Genomic DNA, 15,812 nt, shown 5'->3' with positions numbered 1-15,812 from the left:
CATGGACGAACTGGAAGAGCTGCGGGCCGAGAACGAGGCCCTGCGCGCCGAGCTCGAGGAATTGCGCGCCGAAATCGAGGAACTGAACGGCGACGCGGACATCGATTCCTGCCACATCGCCGGGCTGACCGCCCAGATCAAGGCGCTGATCGCCGAGGGCGATGCCTGCCCCAACAAGGACGCGCATCCGCTGCTGGTGCGCGAGACCTTTACCCATGCGCGGACCGGCGAGGCGGTGACCAAGACCCGGGCCTTCCCGCTGTACCGCGAAGCTTTCGATGCCGAGGCCGAGCGCCTGGGCATCAGCAACCCCGAGAAGATCCGGGGCTGACACCATCTTAGCGTTTCCGTCATACGAAGGTTGACACCCATGCCCGCTTATCGCTCCCGTACCTCCACCCACGGCCGCAACATGTCCGGTGCCCGCGGCCTTTGGCGCGCCACCGGCATGACCGACGCCGATTTCGGCAAGCCGATCATCGCCATCGCCAATTCCTTCACCCAGTTCGTGCCCGGCCACGTGCATCTCAAGGATCTGGGGCAGATGGTGGCCCGCGAGATCGAGAAGGCGGGGGGCGTCGCCAAGGAATTCGACACCATCGCCATCGACGACGGCATCGCCATGGGCCATGCCGGCATGCTGTATTCGCTCCCGTCGCGCGAGCTGATCGCCGATTCGGTGGAGTACATGGTCAACGCCCATTGCGCCGACGCCATGGTCTGCATCTCCAATTGCGACAAGATCACGCCCGGCATGCTGATGGCGTCGTTGCGCCTCAACATTCCCACCATCTTCATCTCGGGCGGCCCCATGGAGGCCGGCAAGGTCACCTACAAGGGCGAGACCCACGCCGTCGATCTGATCGACGCCATGATCAAGGGCGCCGACCAGAACGTCTCCGACGAGGAGGCGCTGGCCTTCGAAAAGGAAAGCTGCCCCACCTGCGGCTCGTGCTCGGGCATGTTCACCGCCAATTCCATGAACTGCCTGATCGAGGCCCTGGGCCTCGGCCTGCCGGGCAACGGCACGGTGGTGGCTACCCATTCCGACCGCAAGGAGCTGTTCCTCGAGGCCGGGCGGCGCATCGTGGAACTGGCCAAGCGGGCCTACGAGGGCGACGATTCTTCCGTGCTGCCGCGCTCCATCGCCACCTTCAAGGCCTTCGAGAACGCCATGACGCTGGACATCGCCATGGGCGGCTCCACCAATACCGTGCTGCATCTGCTGGCGGCGGCGCAGGAGGCGGGCGTCGCCTTCGGCATGAGCGACATCGACCGGCTGTCGCGCCGAGTGCCCTGCCTGTGCAAGGTGGCCCCCAATGTCCCCGACGTCCATATCGAGGATGTCCACCGGGCCGGCGGCATCATGGGCATCCTAGGGCAACTGGACCGGGGCGGGCTGATCAACCGCGACTGCGGCACCGTCCATTCCCGCACCCTGGCCGAGGCCCTGGACAAGTGGGACATCTCGCGTTCCGACGATCCCAAGGTGCATGAATTCTACAAGGCGGCGCCCGGCGGCGTGCGCACCACCCAGGCCTTCGGACAGTCCAAGCGCTGGGCCGAGGTGGACAAGGACCGTGCCGAGGGCGTCACCCGTTCGGTGGACAACGCCTTTTCCAAGGATGGCGGCCTGGCGGTGCTGTTCGGCAACCTGGCTCTCGACGGCTGCATCGTCAAGACCGCCGGCGTGGACGACAAGAACCTGACCTTCTCGGGCCCGGCGGTGATCTGTGAAAGCCAGGACGAGGCGGTGGCCAAGATCCTGGGCGGGCAGGTCAAGGCCGGCGACGTGGTGGTCGTGCGCTACGAAGGTCCGCGCGGCGGGCCGGGCATGCAGGAGATGCTCTATCCCACCAGCTACCTGAAGAGCATGGGCCTGGGCAAGGAATGCGCCCTGATCACCGACGGCCGCTTCTCGGGCGGCACCTCGGGCCTGTCCATCGGCCACGTCTCGCCCGAAGCCGCCGAAGGCGGCGCCATCGGCCTGATCGAAGCCGGGGACATCATTGATATAGATATTCCAAATCGCGGTATTGCAATCCGGGTATCCGATGCCGAACTGGAAAAGCGTCGCCAGGCCATGCTGGCCAAGGGGCCCAAGGCCTGGAAGCCGGTGGACCGCGACCGTCAGGTGTCGGCGGCCCTGAAGGCCTATGCCGCCATGACCACCAGCGCAGCGCGCGGCGCGGTGCGCGACGTTTCGCAGTTGGACCGTTAGGAAAGAGGAAACAGCCGATGGGGGTGACGTGGAGCGAGAGGATGAGCGTCGGCGTGCCGTTGCTCGATTCCGACCACAAGACCCTCATCGGCCTGATCAATCACCTGCAGCGCTCCATCGGCGACGACGAGGAATACGCGTCGGTGGGCAGCGTGCTGCAGGCGCTTGACGAATACGCCGCCCATCACTTCGCCCGCGAGGAAAAGATGATGGAGGCCTGCCGCTATCCGCTGCTGTCCCAGCATCACGGCACCCACGACAATTTCACCGCCAAGGTCGCCGGCTTCAAGGCGCGCTACACCGAGGACAAGACCTCGGTCAGGGCCCGCGACTGCCTGACATTCCTGAATTCCTGGCTGATCGACCACATCTGCACCACCGACATGAACTACCGCTCGTGGATGATCGGCCATCCGGGCGCCGAGGCGGCCGCCCAGCGGGTGACGCTGACCGGCGGCGGAACGGCCAGGGCCGCCCAGGTGGATTGGTCGAAGCTGCGCGTGCTGCTGGTGGACGACAACGTCAATTTCTGCGAGATCCTGCGCACCATCCTGGGCAGCGTCGGGGTGGCCACCATCTCCGCCGTCCATGACCTGGCCTCCGCCAAGGCGGTGATCGGCCAGGAGCGCCTGGACATCGTGGTGTCCGACTGGCATGTGGGCGAGGAGAGCGGACTGGATCTGGTCAAATGGGTGCGGCGCGGCCCGCCCGATCAGGCGCGGCTGCCGGTGCTGATCCTGTCGGGCCATGAACGCATGGCCAACCGGGACCTGGCCCTGCTGGCCGGGGCCGACGAATTCATGGAAAAGCCCATCTCGGCCCGCAACCTGCTGCTGGGCGTGGCCCGGCTGGTCGGCAAGGCTGCCTAAATAAACCTAATCCAGCTCGATCCACACCGGCGTGTGGTCCGAGGCCTTTTCCCTGGCCCTCGGTCCCTTGTCGATGTCACAGGCCCGCAGGCGGTCGGCGGCCTGGGGCGACAGCAGGAAATGGTCGATGCGCAAGCCTTCGTCCCGCTGCCAGGCGCCGGCCTGATAATCCCAGAAGGAATAGCGGCCCTTCTCATCGGGATGCAGGGCGCGGAACGCCTCTGTCAGCCCAAGGTTGACGATGGAGCGGAAGGCGGCGCGGCTGTCGGGGCGGCACAGCGCGTCACCCCGCCAGTTGGGCGGGTCGTAGACGTCGTCGTCATTGGGGCAGATGTTGAAGTCGCCGCCCAGGGCGAAGGGCGTTCCCGCCGCCAGCAGGGTTTCTGCATGGCGCTTCAACCGCGCCATCCACGCCAGCTTGTAGTCGAACTTGTCACCCGGAGCGGGATTGCCGTTGGGGAGATAAAGGGAGGCCAGACGCCAGCCGGCGATGGTCGCCTCGATGTAGCGGGCCTGTTCGTCGGCCTCGTCGCCGGGCAGGCGGCAGACGACGTCGCTCATGGGCAGCCGCGACAGGATGGCGACGCCGTTATAGCTCTTCTGGCCGTGAACGGCGGCGCGATAGCCGGCGGCTTCGATCTCCAGGCGGGGAAAGTCGTGGTCCTGGCACTTGATCTCTTGCAGCAGCACCACGTCGGGGGCGAAGGCGTTCAGCCATTCGAGCACGTTGCCCAGGCGGGCCCGCACTGAATTGACGTTCCAGGTGGCGATGCGCAGGCCCATGTTCGATCCGCTCCGGCGATGTGTCGCAGGCCCCAGAGGATACAGGACCCGGCGGTTTCGGCAAGGCAGGCCAGCGTTATTGAGATTGTATGTATAAATACCGAAAGCGCATACTCATACGGGCCATGCAGGTTCGGGGGAATTGGTGGCAGACGGCAAACGCGTCAACTCCAGGTTCAAGCTGCTGCGCTACTATTCCATGGCCAGCGCGGTGGCGCTGACCATCACGGCCTCGGTACTGGTCGCCCTTTACCGCAGCGATCAGGTAGACGAGTTCCTGTTGTCGACGGAAGCGGACAACACCCGCTTGACCACCTCCTTCGCCAACACGTTCTGGCGCCAGTTTCAGCCATTTTTCGTGTCTGCATCCAATATTCCGGCCGAGCCGCTGAGGCGTCGCGGCGAGCTGCGCGCGCTCGACATCGCCTTCGAAAGCCTGTCTGCCGGTCTGCCCATCCTGAAGATCCGCGTCTATGACGGCCGGGGCCGCGCCATCTATTCCTCCATCCGCGCCGAAGTGGGCGAGGATTTTTCGATCAACCCTGGGGTGCGTAAGGCGGTGGAGCAGGGCGCGTCCTGGACGGTCATGACCTTCAGGCCGCAAATGCCCGCCCTGGACGGGCAATCGGCCGACCGCTGGGTGGTGGAGACCGGCATTCCGGTGACCGGCGAACTGGGGCAGGTGGTCGGAGCGCTGGAGCTCTATTCCGACGCCACCCCGTCCATGGATCGGCTGCGGTTGAACGTCTGGCGCTTAGGGGGGCTGGTGGCGGCCATCCTGGCGGGACTCTACCTGATCCTGTTTCTCATCGTGCGGCGCGCCGACCGCATCATCCGGATGCAGCACCAGGAGGTGGAAGGAGCCCGCGAGGCGCTGCGGGCCAAGGAAGAGCGCTTCCGCGCCATCGCCGACTACACCTTCGACTGGGAATCCTGGCTGGACCAGGACGGCAGGCTGCGTTGGGTCAATCCGGCGGTGGAGCGTCTGGCCGGCTATTCCATCGAGCAATGCCTGGCCATGGAAGACTACCCGCTGCCCATGATCTACGAGGGCGACCGGGCCGAGATCCGGCGTCTGCGGCAATCGGCGCTGACCGGCAATTTCGAGAGCGGCGTGGAGTTCCGGCTGGTCTGCCGCAACGGTCTGGTCAAATGGGTGATGGCCAGCTTCCAGCCCATTTTCGACGACAGCGGGGCGATCATGGGCACCCGCTGGAGCATCCATGACATCACCGACCGCAAGCGGGCCGAGCAGCGCTTAAGGGAATCCGAGGTGCGCTTCCGTTCGGTGACCCAGACGGCCGCCGACGCCATCATCTCGGTGAACGGGCAGGGCGACATCGTGTCGTGGAACGTGGGGGCCGAGCGCATCTTCGGCTACGCCGAGGCCGAGGTGCTGGGCTCCAACGTCACCATGATCCTGCCCGAGGCCTACCGGCAGAGGCACGAGGACGGGTTGCGCCGCGCCGTTGCCACGGGCGACGCGCCGATCCTCGGCGTTCCCTCGCTGTTCGAAGGGTTGCGGCGCGACGGACAAGTGTTTCCGGTGGAGCTGACCCTGTCGCGCTGGGACATGGATAACGGCGCCTTCTTCACCGCCATCCTGCGCGACGTCACCGAGCGCAAGATGGCCGAGCAGGAACTGGCCGAGCGCACCGCCGAACTGGAACGCTCCAACGCCGAATTGCAGCAATTCGCCTATGTCGCCTCCCACGACCTGCAAGAGCCCCTGCGCACGGTGACCAGCTTCCTGCAATTGCTGCGGCGGCGCTACGACGGGGCGCTCGACGACAATGCCCGCGAATACATCCACTTCGCCGCCGACGGCGCGGCGCGCATGCACCGGCTGATCACCGATCTTCTGGTCTATTCCCGCGTCTCCACCCACGGACGAACCTTCGAGAAGGTCAAGATGGAGGCGGTGCTGGACCTGGTCCTGACCAATCTGGGCGCCGCCATCGAGGAAGCCGGCGCCGAGATCACCCGCGACCCGATGCCCGACGTGGACGCGGACCAGATCCAGATGGTCAGTCTGTTGCAGAACCTGGTGGGGAACGCCATAAAGTACAGGGCGCCCGGGACGGTTCCGCGCGTTCATGTCGGGGCGGTGCGGGATGGGGAAAACTGGACGTTTTCGGTGCAGGACAATGGAATCGGCATCGATCCCAAGTATTTCGACCGCGTCTTCGTCATCTTCCAGCGCCTGCATGCCAGGGGCGAGTACGAAGGTACCGGCATCGGCCTGGCGGTGGCCAAGAAGATCGTCGAGCGCCACGGCGGGCGGATCTGGCTGGAATCCGAGCCGGGGCGGGGAAGCACCTTCCATTTCACCCTGCCGGTTTGTCACCCGCGCAAGGGCTAGCCTGCTGGCCTGCGCGCTGTCCGCCGCGGCGTCTTCCCCGGTTTTCGCCCAGGCCTGCCCGCCGGGCGGGGCCTATGTGCCGCAGCGTACCGTGACCTTTTCCACCTGGATGGCCGAGCCGGTCTACAGCGGCGAGGAGAGCCGGGCCCGCATCACCGCCCTGTCGGGCAAGACCCGGGCCGAGTCCAACGAGTTCACCACCGGGCTGACGCGGACCACCACCAATCTGGAACTGCGGGTCCAGGGCTGGCAGATCGACCTGGGGCAGGGCAGGCGCTGCATGGGCCTCGCCCGCGTCGAGGCCGTCTGGAAGATCACCGAGATCAAGGTGGACGTCGCGCGGGAATATCCCCCCGGCGGCTGCCAGTACCGGGTGATCCGCACCCACGAGGACGAGCACGTGGCCATCAGCCGCGATACCTTCCGCCACTGGACGCCCCAGGCGGAATCGGTGCTGCGCAACGCGGCGGCGCGGATCAACCCGCGCATCAGCACCGCGTCCGCCGACGCGGTGACGGCCGAGTTCAAGGATCAGCTGACCGCCGCCATGAGGCCCACCTTCGAGGCCTTCGCCAACGAGCTGCGGGTCCGCAACGCCGCCATCGACACGCCGGGCAATTACCGCCGTGTCAACGGCCAGTGCCCCAGCTGGTAATGCCGGACGGCAATGAGAGCCCAACTCATTGCCGTTCGGCTAGGCCCAAGGGGCCGCGCGCCTTATGGCGCGGGAGCCAAGCGGGCGGAGGCCCGCGCCGGCTTGTATGGACTTTACACCGAGAACGAACTGCCGCAGCCGCAGGTCGAGGTGGCGTTGGGGTTCTTGATCTGGAAGGACGAGCCGGCCAGATCCTCGACGTAATCCACCACCGAGCCGTCCAGCATGTCCAGCGAGGTCTGGTCGATCACCACGGTGATGCCGAATTCGCTGAACAGGCGGTCTTCGTCGCCGATCTGGTCGTCGAGCGAAATGCCGTAGGAAAAGCCCGAGCAGCCGCCGCCGGAAACGCCCAGGCGCAGCATCATGTTGGGCTTGCCTTCCATCTTGATCAGGGTCTGGACGCGCTCGGCGGCACTTTCGGTGACGCTGATGCGGGCGGCGTAATTGTGTTCGACCTCGGCCATCGTGTCCTCTGCGGCAAGGATTGGAATTGTTCGAAGGGTAGCACTTCGCCCACCCCCGATGGAAGCATCGTTCCCGCAATTTAGGTATTCCGATACCGAATTCAAGTCATGGTTCGTAGGTTGCGCATATGAGCCGTGGCTTATAACCTCGTCCATTGAGGGATTCTAATCTGGCGAGGGGACCCTGTTTTGGTGCTTGATCTGCACACCATGCTGGTGGCGGTCGCGGTGGCGACCTCGTGCTGCGCCCTGGCCCGAATCGTCCTCTACTTCCTGCATCCCGGCATGGCCGGGCTGGGCCATTGGGCCTGGGCCAGCGTGATCGGAGCGCTGAGCTTCGCCGTGGCCGGGACGGGGGCGGGCATGTCCGAAGGCTGGTCCCTGACCCTGGCCCACGGGCTGGTGGTGGCGGGCTTTTGCCTGGTCTGGGACGGTTTTCGCCGTTTCCTGGGGCGAAGCGGCCTGCCGGTCCGGTTCTATCTCGGTCTCGGCGCCCTGGCCGTCGTGCTGATCGTCTCCTCCCATTCGGCCGGGTCGCTGTACCTGCGCGCCGGCTTCAATTCGGCCCTGGTGGCGGTCATCTCCCTGGCCATCGCCCGGGAATTGCTGTGGTGCGCGCCGCCCCATCGCCTCGCCATGCGCCTGGCGGGCTGGGTCTATCTGGCCAACGCCCTGTTCTTTTCGGTCCGCGGCGCCTCCATCGCCTTCGACCTGGGATTCATGGCCGGCACCATGTCCTATGGCCTGACCGTGGTCGCTTCCATGTGGTGGTTGTGCGTCACCATCTCGGTCACCCTGTGCATGGTGCTGATGGCCGGCGAGCGGCTGCAGGAAGAGCTGAACCACCAGGCCAGCCGCGACCCCTTGACCGGCGCCTTGAACCGCCGGGCCTTCGGTGCCCTGGCCGAAAGGGAGGTGGTCCGCGCGCGGCGCACCGGCGCGCCCTTGTCGCTGCTGATGATCGACATGGACCATTTCAAGCAGATCAACGACCGGCTGGGCCATGCCGGCGGCGACGAGGCCCTGATGATGTTCGTTTCCCTGGCGGGGCGCATGCTGCGGGCCGAGGACCTGCTTTGCCGCTTCGGCGGCGAGGAATTCCTGGCCCTGCTGCCGGGCAGTTCGACCACTGAGGCCATGGGGGTGGCCGAGCGTCTGCGCACCGCCTTCACCGAGCAGGCCAAGGGGCTGGACGGAGCGGGCCAGCTGCCCTTCGGGATCACCTTGAGCGCCGGCATCGCCGCCCTGGCCGGGGACGAGGGGTTGGAGGCGGCCATCCGCCGCGCCGATACCGCGCTGTACCGCGCCAAGACCGTGGGGCGCGACCGCTGCGAATTGGCCTGAGTTTCGAGCCCCCGGTGGTTGCGTTCCCCGGGCTTGGGCGGTAGTGTCCCGGTCATGACCGAGTCCCGCTTTCATACCCTGGCGTCCTACGCCTGCCGGCCCGAGGAATCGCGTGGCCGCCTGCATGCGGAGGCGGACAGCCCGACCCGCTCGCCGTTCCAGCGCGACCGCGACCGCATCATCCATTCCGCCGCCTTCCGCCGCCTGCAATACAAGACCCAGGTGTTCGTCTATCACGAGGGCGACAATTTCAGGACGCGGCTGACCCATTCGCTGGAGGTGTCGCAGATCGCGCGCTCCATCGCGCGTGTCCTGGCCCTGGACGAGGATCTGGCCGAGGCGCTGGCGCTGGCCCACGATCTGGGCCACACCCCCTTCGGCCATGCCGGCGAGGACGCGCTGCAGGAGGTGCTGGCCGAATACGGCGGCTTCGACCACAACGCCCAGTCCTTGCGCATCGTCACCAAGCTGGAACGCCGCTACGTGGAGTTCGAGGGCCTCAACCTCACCTGGGAGACCCTGGAAGGCCTGGTCAAGCACAACGGCCCGCTGACCGGCCCGCTGGCGGTCAAGCCCGGCCGGGTGCTGCCCGGGGCCATCGCCGAATACGCCCAGCTGCACGACCTGCGCCTGGACAGTTTCGCCGGCGTGGAGGCCCAGGTGGCGGCGCTGTCCGACGACATCGCCTACAACAACCACGACATCGACGACGGCCTGCGCGCCGGTCTGTTCACCATCAAGGACTTGGCCGACGTTCCGCTGGTGGGGCCGCTGTTCCATCAGGTGGCCAGGGAATATCCCGATGCCGACCCCTCGCTCCATATTCACGAGGTGGTGCGCCGGATGATCGGCATCATGATCCTCGACCTGATCGAGGAGACCCGGCGCCGCATCGCCGAGTTCAAGCCGCAAAGCGCCGACGAGGTGCGCGGCCTGGGCCGGCCGCTGGCCGCCTTTTCCGACTCGATGCGCGCCAACGACGCGGCGCTGCGCCAGTTCCTGTTCACCAACATGTACCGCCACTTCAGCGTCAACCGCATGACCAGCAAGGGACGGCGCGTGGTGAAGGACCTGTTCCGCCTGCTGTTCGCCGAACCCGAATGCCTGCCGCCCGAATGGCGGCGTCTTGCCGATGGCAAGGGCACCGCCAAGACCGCCCGCGTGGTGGCCGATTATATCGCCGGCATGACCGACCGCTTTGCGCTCGACGAGCATCGCCGGCTGTTCGACCTGCAAGAGAAGCCCTGAGAAAAATGAACCTGTTCAGATACTTCCGCGAAGAAATTATCAAGTCGGTCGAGGCTATCGTTCCCGGCCTCGACACCTCCAAGGTCACCGCCGAGCCGCCGCGCGAGACCAGCCACGGCGATGTCGCCACCAACGCCGCCATGGTGCTGACCAAGGCGGCGGGCATGAAGCCCCGCGACCTGGCGGAAAAGATCGCGGCGGCCTTGCGCGCCCATCCGGCGGTGTCCGAGGTGGAGGTGGCCGGTCCCGGCTTCATCAACCTGCGCCTGGCCGATTCCTTCTGGTTCGAGCGTCTGGCCGAGGTGCTGGCCGCCGGGGTGTCCTATGGCCAGTCGGAGATGGGCAGGCGCGCCAAGGTCAACGTGGAATACGTTTCCGCCAATCCCACCGGCCCCATGCATATCGGCCACGCCCGCGGCGCGGTGTTCGGCGACGCCCTGGCGCTGCTGCTGGCCAAGGCCGGTTACGACGTGACGCGGGAATACTACGTCAACGACGCCGGCTCCCAGGTGGACGTGCTGGCCCGTTCGGCCCATCTGCGCTACCGCGAGGCCCTGGGCGAGGTGATCGGCGAGATCCCCGAGGGCCTTTATCCCGGCGAGTATCTCAAGCCCACCGGCGCGGCGCTTGCCGCCAAGTACGGCGCGTCGCTGAAGGACAAGCCGGAGGAGGAGTGGCTGCCCCTGCTGCGCGGCTTCGCGGTGGACTCCATGCTGGACATGATCAAGGACGATCTGGCCGGCCTGGGGGTCAAGCACGACGTCTTCGTCTCCGAGCGCGGGCTGGTCGACGCCGGCAAGGTCCAGGACGCCCTGGACACCCTGTCGGCCAAGGGCCTGATCTACGAAGGCGTGCTGGAGCCCCCCAAGGGCAAGCTGCCCGACGATTGGGAGGCCCGGCCGCAAACCCTGTTCAAGGCCACCGAATTCGGCGACGACGTGGACCGTCCCTTGAAGAAGTCGGATGGCTCGTGGACCTATTTCGCCTCCGACATCGCCTATCACCTGGACAAGTACCGGCGCGGCTTCGGCTCCATGATCGACGTGTGGGGCGCCGATCACGGCGGCTACGTCAAGCGCATGCAGGCCGCCGTCAAGGCGGTGAGCGAGGGCGGCGGCGAGCTCGATGTCAAGCTGTGCCAGATGGTCAACCTGCTGAAGGGCGGCCAGCCCTACAAGATGAGCAAGCGGGCCGGCACCTTCGTCACGCTCCGCGATCTGGTCGAGGCGGTGGGCAAGGACGTGGTCCGCTTCATCATGCTGACCCGCAAGAACGACGCCCATCTGGACTTCGACCTGGACAAGGTGCTGGAGCAAAGCCGCGACAATCCGGTGTTCTACGTCCAGTACGCCCATGCCCGCTGCCACTCGGTGATGCGCCACGCGGCGCAGATGTGGCCGGAGACCGTGGGCCATACTCCGGGCGTGGACGTGCTGGCGCGCTTGACCGACCCGGCCGAGCTTGGTTTGATCAGGCTGCTGGCCGGCTGGCCGCGCCTGGTGGAAAGCGCGGCCGAGGCCCACGAACCGCATCGCGTCGCGTTCTATCTCTACGACCTGGCCGCCGCCTTCCACGGGCTGTGGAACAAGGGCAAGGACGAGACGAGGCTGCGGTTCCTGATCGAGGACGACCGCGAATTGTCGCTGGCCCGCCTGGGCCTGCTGCGCGCGGTGGTGGGGGTGATCGCCTCGGGGCTCGGCATCTTCGGTGTCACGCCCGTGGAAGAGATGCGGTAACAAGGGGAAACCTGCGACATGGCCAAACGTCCCGGCGACGATTACGAACGCGACCTGCTGGACATCATCCCGGAGCGCTATGACGCCGACGCCGATTCCCATCAGGCCCGGGCCGGTCATCGCCTGCGCAGCTGGGTGCTGATCGGCGGCGCGGTGATCGCGGTGGGAGCCATCGTCGCCGCCGGCCTGCATTTCGTGGGCGGGCGCAAGGGCGGCGGTCTGGGCGTGCCGGTGATCAAGGCCGACGACCGCCCCATCAAGACCCGTCCCGACGATCGCGGCGGCATGCAGGTGCCCAACCAGGACAAGCTGGTCTACGAGCGCATGGATTCCGCCGGCGAGAGCGAGCCCAAGGTCGAGCGCCTGTTGCCTCAGCCCGAGGCCGCCAAGGCCCCGCCCAAGACCATTTCCGTGCCGCCGCTGTCGGCCGAGCCGCCGCCCGCCAACATTCCGCCCGCCGTGGCGCAGCGTCCGGCCCCCATTCCGCCCAAGGCGGGCGAGCCGCCGGCGCCTAAGACCGCTCCGGCGGCCAAGGTGGCGGCCCAGCCCATGGAATCCTCGCCCATTCCGCCCGCCGCCGCTCCGGTGCCGCCCGCCTACCAGCCGGTGCAGGAGCGCGCCCCGGCCCCGGCCCAGCCCGAACACATGGCGCCCGCCGTGGTGGCCCAGGCGCCCCGCGCCGTGCCGCCGCCGCCCGCTCCGCCGCCCGCCGTCTCGGCCAAGGCTCCGGCCTCCGGCGAATTCGTGGTGCAGCTGGGCGCGGTGCGCGCCGCCGATCAGGCCGACAAGGAATGGCTGCGCATCCAGAAGGCCAATGCCGACCTGCTGGGCGCGCTGAAGCCCGACATCGTCCGCGTCGAGCTGGAAGGCAAGGGGACGTTCTGGCGGGTGCGCGCCGCGCCCCTGTCGGAACAGGCTGCCCGCCAGCTTTGCGCCGAACTCACCGCCAGGTCCCAGGGGTGCATCGTTGCCCGCCGTTAACGCCGCCATCTTCGGCTGTTCCGGCCTGGTCCTGACCCAGGCGGAGCGCGACTTCTTCCGGCGCGTCAACCCGCTGGGCTTCATCCTGTTCGCCCGCAACGTGGCGGATCCGGCCCAGGTCAAGGCGCTGGTGGAGTCCTTGCGCGATTGCGTGGGCCGCGCCGACGCGCCGGTGCTGATCGACCAGGAGGGGGGCAGGGTGCAGCGCCTGAAGCCGCCCCATTGGCGCAAAGCGCCGCCCGGCGAGCCCTTCGCCGCTCTGGCCGCCCGCGATCTTGCCGCCGCCCAGGAGGCTCTTCGCCTTAATTTCCGCCTGATCGGGGCGGAACTGGCCGATCTGGGCATCGACGTGGATTGCGCCCCGGTCCTCGATGTTCCCATTGCCGGCGCCCATGACGTCATCGGCGACCGCGCCTATGGCCGCACCGCCCAGTCGGTGATCGATCTGGCCGGCGCGGTGATCGACGGCTTGCTGGACGAGGGCGTGCTGCCGGTGATCAAGCACATTCCCGGCCACGGCCGCGCCATGGTGGACAGCCATCTCGACCTGCCGGTGGTCGATACTCCGCTGGCCGAGCTGGAGACCCAGGACTTTCCGCCCTTCCACGCCTATCGCCACGCGCCCTGGGCCATGACCGCCCATGTGGTCTACACCGCCCTTGACGCCGCCCATCCCGCCACCACCTCAAGAATGGTGATCGACAAGGTGATCCGTGGCGCCATCGGCTTCGACGGCCTGCTGATCTCCGACGATCTGTCCATGAAGGCGCTGGGCGGTACGTTCGAGGACCGCACCCGCGCCAGTCTGGAGGCGGGCTGCGACGTGGTGCTTCACTGCAACGGCGACATGGAAGAGATGACCGCCATCGCGTCCGAACTGCGCCCGTTGAGCGCGGCGGCCGAGGTGCGGGTGGCCCATGGCCTGGCGCAAAAGCGCAAGCGGGTTCCCTTCGACCGCAAGGCCGCCGAGGAGCGGGTCGCCTCGCTGCTTGGCCTGTCCCCATGATGGGCGATCTGGGTGGGCTGCTGTTCGGCATCACCATCTGGGCGATTCCGCTGATCTTCGCCGTGACCCTGCACGAGGCGGCGCACGGCTATGCCGCCAAGGCCTGCGGCGACGACACCGCCGACCGCCTGGGCCGCATCTCGCTCAACCCGCTGAAGCATATCGACCCGTTCGGCACCATCATCCTGCCCGGCATGCTGCTGGCCTTAGGCGGCGTGATGTTCGGCTGGGCCAAGCCGGTGCCGGTCAATTTCAACCGCCTGCGCAATCCCCGCCGCGACATGGTGATCGTCGCGGCGGCCGGACCGGCCATGAACCTGGCCCTGGCGGTGATCGCCGTGCTGGCGGTGCGTCTGGTGCCGGTGATGCCCGATCCGGTGCGCGGCTGGTACTTCCTCAATCTCGACAACGCCATCTATTTCAACCTGCTGCTGGCGGTGTTCAACATGATCCCCATTCCGCCGCTGGACGGCGGGCGGGTGGCGGTGGGTATCCTGCCGGCCCCGCTGGCCTGGCGGCTGGCGCGCCTGGAAAAGGCGGGAATGCTGATCCTGATCGCCGCCCTGTTCCTGTTCCCCATGCTGGGCAACCAGATCGGCATGGATTTGGACGTGTTCCGCTGGCTGGTCCAGGGTCCGGTGGACGCCATCGGCCGCTTCCTGGTGAGGGCCCTGGGGCCGTGAGTCGCGCGCCGAGCTTCGCCTTCGAGGAGGACCGGCCCGAGCGCGCCCCGGCCGAGCGGCTGCTGCTGGACCTCGACGGCTGGGAAGGCCCGCTGGACGTCCTGCTGCAGCTGGCCCGCGACCAGAAGGTAGACCTGGCCAAGATCTCCATCCTGAAGCTGGCCGACCAATACCTTGAATTCGTTCAGAAGGTCGGGCGCGAGCAGATCGACCTGGCCGCCGAATACCTGGTGATGGCCGCCTGGCTGGCCTATCTCAAGAGCCGCCTGCTGCTGCCCGAGCCGGAGCCCGAGCCGGGCGAGGAACTGAGCCCGGCCGAGATGGCCGCCGCGCTGGCCTTCCGCCTGCAACGCCTGGAAGCCATGCAGAAGGCGGGCGCATCGCTGTTCACCCGGCGCCTGCTGGGCCGCGACGTCTTCGCCCGCGGCGCGCCCGAGGACATCGAGGTGAAAAGCCGCTCCATCTTCGATCTCGACCTCTACGACCTGCTGAAAGCCTATGCCGACCATGTGGTGCGCAATTCGGTGCGCACCCTGACGGTGGAGGCCCCCGATCTGTGGTCGGTGGAGCACGCTTTGGCCCGCCTGGAAGCCATGCTGGGCATCGGCAGCCTGCCCGACTGGTCGGTGCTGATGGCCTATCTTCCCGCCATCGAGGGCGACGAACTGAAGATGAAGTCGGCGGTGGCCTCGACCTTCGTCGCCGCCCTGGAGCTGGCCAAGCAGGGCAAGCTGGTGCTGCGCCAGGACGGCGCCGCCTATTCGCCCATCTACATCCGCGCCGGGCAGGGCGAGGGGAGGGAGGAATGACCATCGACCCGCAACACCTGCGCATCGTCGAGGCGCTGATCTTCGCCTCGGCCGAGCCGGTCCCGGAACGGGCCATGGCCGAGCGCCTGCCGGACGGCGTCGACATTCCTCAACTACTGGCGGAGTTGGAAGCCCATTACGCCGCGCGCGGCTTCACCCTGGCGCGGCGGGGCGACGGCTGGGCCTTCCGTACCGCCGACGATCTGGCCGAATCCCTGAAGGTGGAGCGCACCCAGGAGCGCAAGCTGTCGCGCGCCGCGGTGGAAACCCTGGCGATCATCGCCTACCACCAGCCGGTGACCCGGGCCGAGATCGAGGAAATTCGCGGCGTGGCGCTATCCAAGGGCACCATCGACATCCTGTTCGCCGCCGGCTGGATCCGCCCCAAGGGCCGCCGCCGCACGCCCGGCCGCCCGCTGACCTGGGCCACCAGCGACGGCTTTCTCGACCATTTCGGCCTGGAATCGCTGTCCGACCTGCCGGGCGTCAAGGAGTTGGAGGCCGCCGGCCTGTTGGATGCCAGGGCCGCCGCCGGCGCCTATGGCAACCGGGCGGTGGAGGACTCGCGGCTGGTGGACACGGCGGAAGAGGACGAGACCCAGCTGGACCTGCTGGACGACGAGACGCTGTTGGGCATCGGAGAGTAAT

General features: G+C 67.2%; 15 protein-coding genes. 13 read left to right on the top strand and 2 right to left on the bottom strand.

Annotation, left to right across the window (positions count from 1 at the left end; translation table 11 throughout):
• Position 1 precedes the first annotated feature (1 nt).
• From XM1_RS15200 to XM1_RS15190, 3 genes are read left to right on the top strand one after another with little or no spacing between them, the layout of a single operon-like run.
• Positions 2-331: a hypothetical protein gene (locus tag XM1_RS15200; RefSeq protein WP_068434911.1), complete on the top strand. Its 330-nt coding sequence runs from the start codon at positions 2-4 to the stop codon at positions 329-331.
• A gap of 39 nt (positions 332-370) precedes the next feature.
• Complete coding sequence (ilvD, locus tag XM1_RS15195; protein ID WP_068434909.1) at positions 371-2,221, top strand: dihydroxy-acid dehydratase; 1,851 nt, start codon at positions 371-373, stop codon at positions 2,219-2,221.
• A 17-nt stretch (positions 2,222-2,238) separates the two neighbouring features.
• Positions 2,239-3,090, top strand: a complete 852-nt coding sequence (locus XM1_RS15190; protein WP_156428752.1) for a bacteriohemerythrin — start codon at positions 2,239-2,241, stop codon at positions 3,088-3,090.
• Positions 3,091-3,096: 6 nt separating this feature from the next.
• Here the strand turns inward: XM1_RS15190 and XM1_RS15185 are convergent, their stop codons facing one another.
• Complete coding sequence (locus XM1_RS15185; RefSeq protein WP_082700545.1) at positions 3,097-3,873, bottom strand: exodeoxyribonuclease III; 777 nt, start codon at positions 3,871-3,873, stop codon at positions 3,097-3,099.
• A 145-nt stretch (positions 3,874-4,018) separates the two neighbouring features.
• Here XM1_RS15185 and XM1_RS15180 point away from each other — a divergent pair, with 145 nt between their 5' ends.
• Together XM1_RS15180 and XM1_RS15175 are read left to right on the top strand one after the other, a co-directional pair.
• Positions 4,019-6,235: a PAS domain S-box protein gene (locus XM1_RS15180; RefSeq protein ID WP_156428751.1), complete on the top strand. Its 2,217-nt coding sequence runs from the start codon at positions 4,019-4,021 to the stop codon at positions 6,233-6,235.
• Between the two features lie 91 nt (positions 6,236-6,326).
• Positions 6,327-6,890, top strand: a complete 564-nt coding sequence (locus XM1_RS15175) for a hypothetical protein (protein ID WP_172821931.1) — start codon at positions 6,327-6,329, stop codon at positions 6,888-6,890.
• A gap of 113 nt (positions 6,891-7,003) precedes the next feature.
• Here XM1_RS15175 and erpA read toward each other — a convergent pair whose 3' ends face one another.
• Positions 7,004-7,357, bottom strand: a complete 354-nt coding sequence (gene erpA, locus XM1_RS15170) for an iron-sulfur cluster insertion protein ErpA (protein WP_068434901.1) — start codon at positions 7,355-7,357, stop codon at positions 7,004-7,006.
• 192 nt (positions 7,358-7,549) lie between these two features.
• Between erpA and XM1_RS15165 the strand changes: the two genes are divergently transcribed.
• From XM1_RS15165 to scpB, 8 genes are read left to right on the top strand one after another with little or no spacing between them, the layout of a single operon-like run.
• Positions 7,550-8,701: a GGDEF domain-containing protein gene (locus XM1_RS15165; RefSeq protein ID WP_156428750.1), complete on the top strand. Its 1,152-nt coding sequence runs from the start codon at positions 7,550-7,552 to the stop codon at positions 8,699-8,701.
• Positions 8,702-8,755: 54 nt separating this feature from the next.
• Positions 8,756-9,949, top strand: coding sequence for a deoxyguanosinetriphosphate triphosphohydrolase (locus XM1_RS15160; protein ID WP_068434897.1), 1,194 nt, complete (start codon positions 8,756-8,758; stop codon positions 9,947-9,949).
• Between the two features lie 5 nt (positions 9,950-9,954).
• The gene (argS, locus tag XM1_RS15155; protein WP_068434895.1) at positions 9,955-11,685 is read left to right on the top strand and encodes an arginine--tRNA ligase; all 1,731 of its coding nucleotides are present in this window, start codon (positions 9,955-9,957) and stop codon (positions 11,683-11,685) included.
• A gap of 18 nt (positions 11,686-11,703) precedes the next feature.
• Positions 11,704-12,666 carry an SPOR domain-containing protein gene (locus XM1_RS15150; protein WP_068434894.1) on the top strand — a complete coding sequence of 321 codons (963 nt, stop codon included), beginning with the start codon at positions 11,704-11,706 and terminating at the stop codon, positions 12,664-12,666.
• Positions 12,653-13,672 carry a beta-N-acetylhexosaminidase gene (nagZ, locus tag XM1_RS15145; protein WP_068434890.1) on the top strand — a complete coding sequence of 340 codons (1,020 nt, stop codon included), beginning with the start codon at positions 12,653-12,655 and terminating at the stop codon, positions 13,670-13,672. The genes XM1_RS15150 and nagZ overlap by 14 nt, the downstream gene beginning before the upstream one ends.
• Positions 13,669-14,355: a site-2 protease family protein gene (locus XM1_RS15140; protein ID WP_068434888.1), complete on the top strand. Its 687-nt coding sequence runs from the start codon at positions 13,669-13,671 to the stop codon at positions 14,353-14,355. Before nagZ ends, XM1_RS15140 begins: the two co-directional genes overlap by 4 nt.
• Positions 14,352-15,164 (top strand): ScpA family protein, encoded by an 813-nt coding sequence (locus XM1_RS15135; RefSeq protein ID WP_068434886.1) that lies wholly within the window; start codon positions 14,352-14,354, stop codon positions 15,162-15,164. Before XM1_RS15140 ends, XM1_RS15135 begins: the two co-directional genes overlap by 4 nt.
• Positions 15,161-15,811 (top strand): SMC-Scp complex subunit ScpB, encoded by a 651-nt coding sequence (gene scpB, locus XM1_RS15130; RefSeq protein WP_068434885.1) that lies wholly within the window; start codon positions 15,161-15,163, stop codon positions 15,809-15,811. The genes XM1_RS15135 and scpB overlap by 4 nt, the downstream gene beginning before the upstream one ends.
• Position 15,812: the final 1 nt, after the last annotated feature.

This window comes from Magnetospirillum sp. XM-1 (assembly GCF_001511835.1).
Classification (GTDB): Bacteria; Pseudomonadota; Alphaproteobacteria; order Rhodospirillales; family Magnetospirillaceae; genus Phaeospirillum.
The sequence above is the reverse complement of the archived record's forward strand: the minus strand, read 5'-3'. Positions and strand labels throughout refer to the sequence as shown.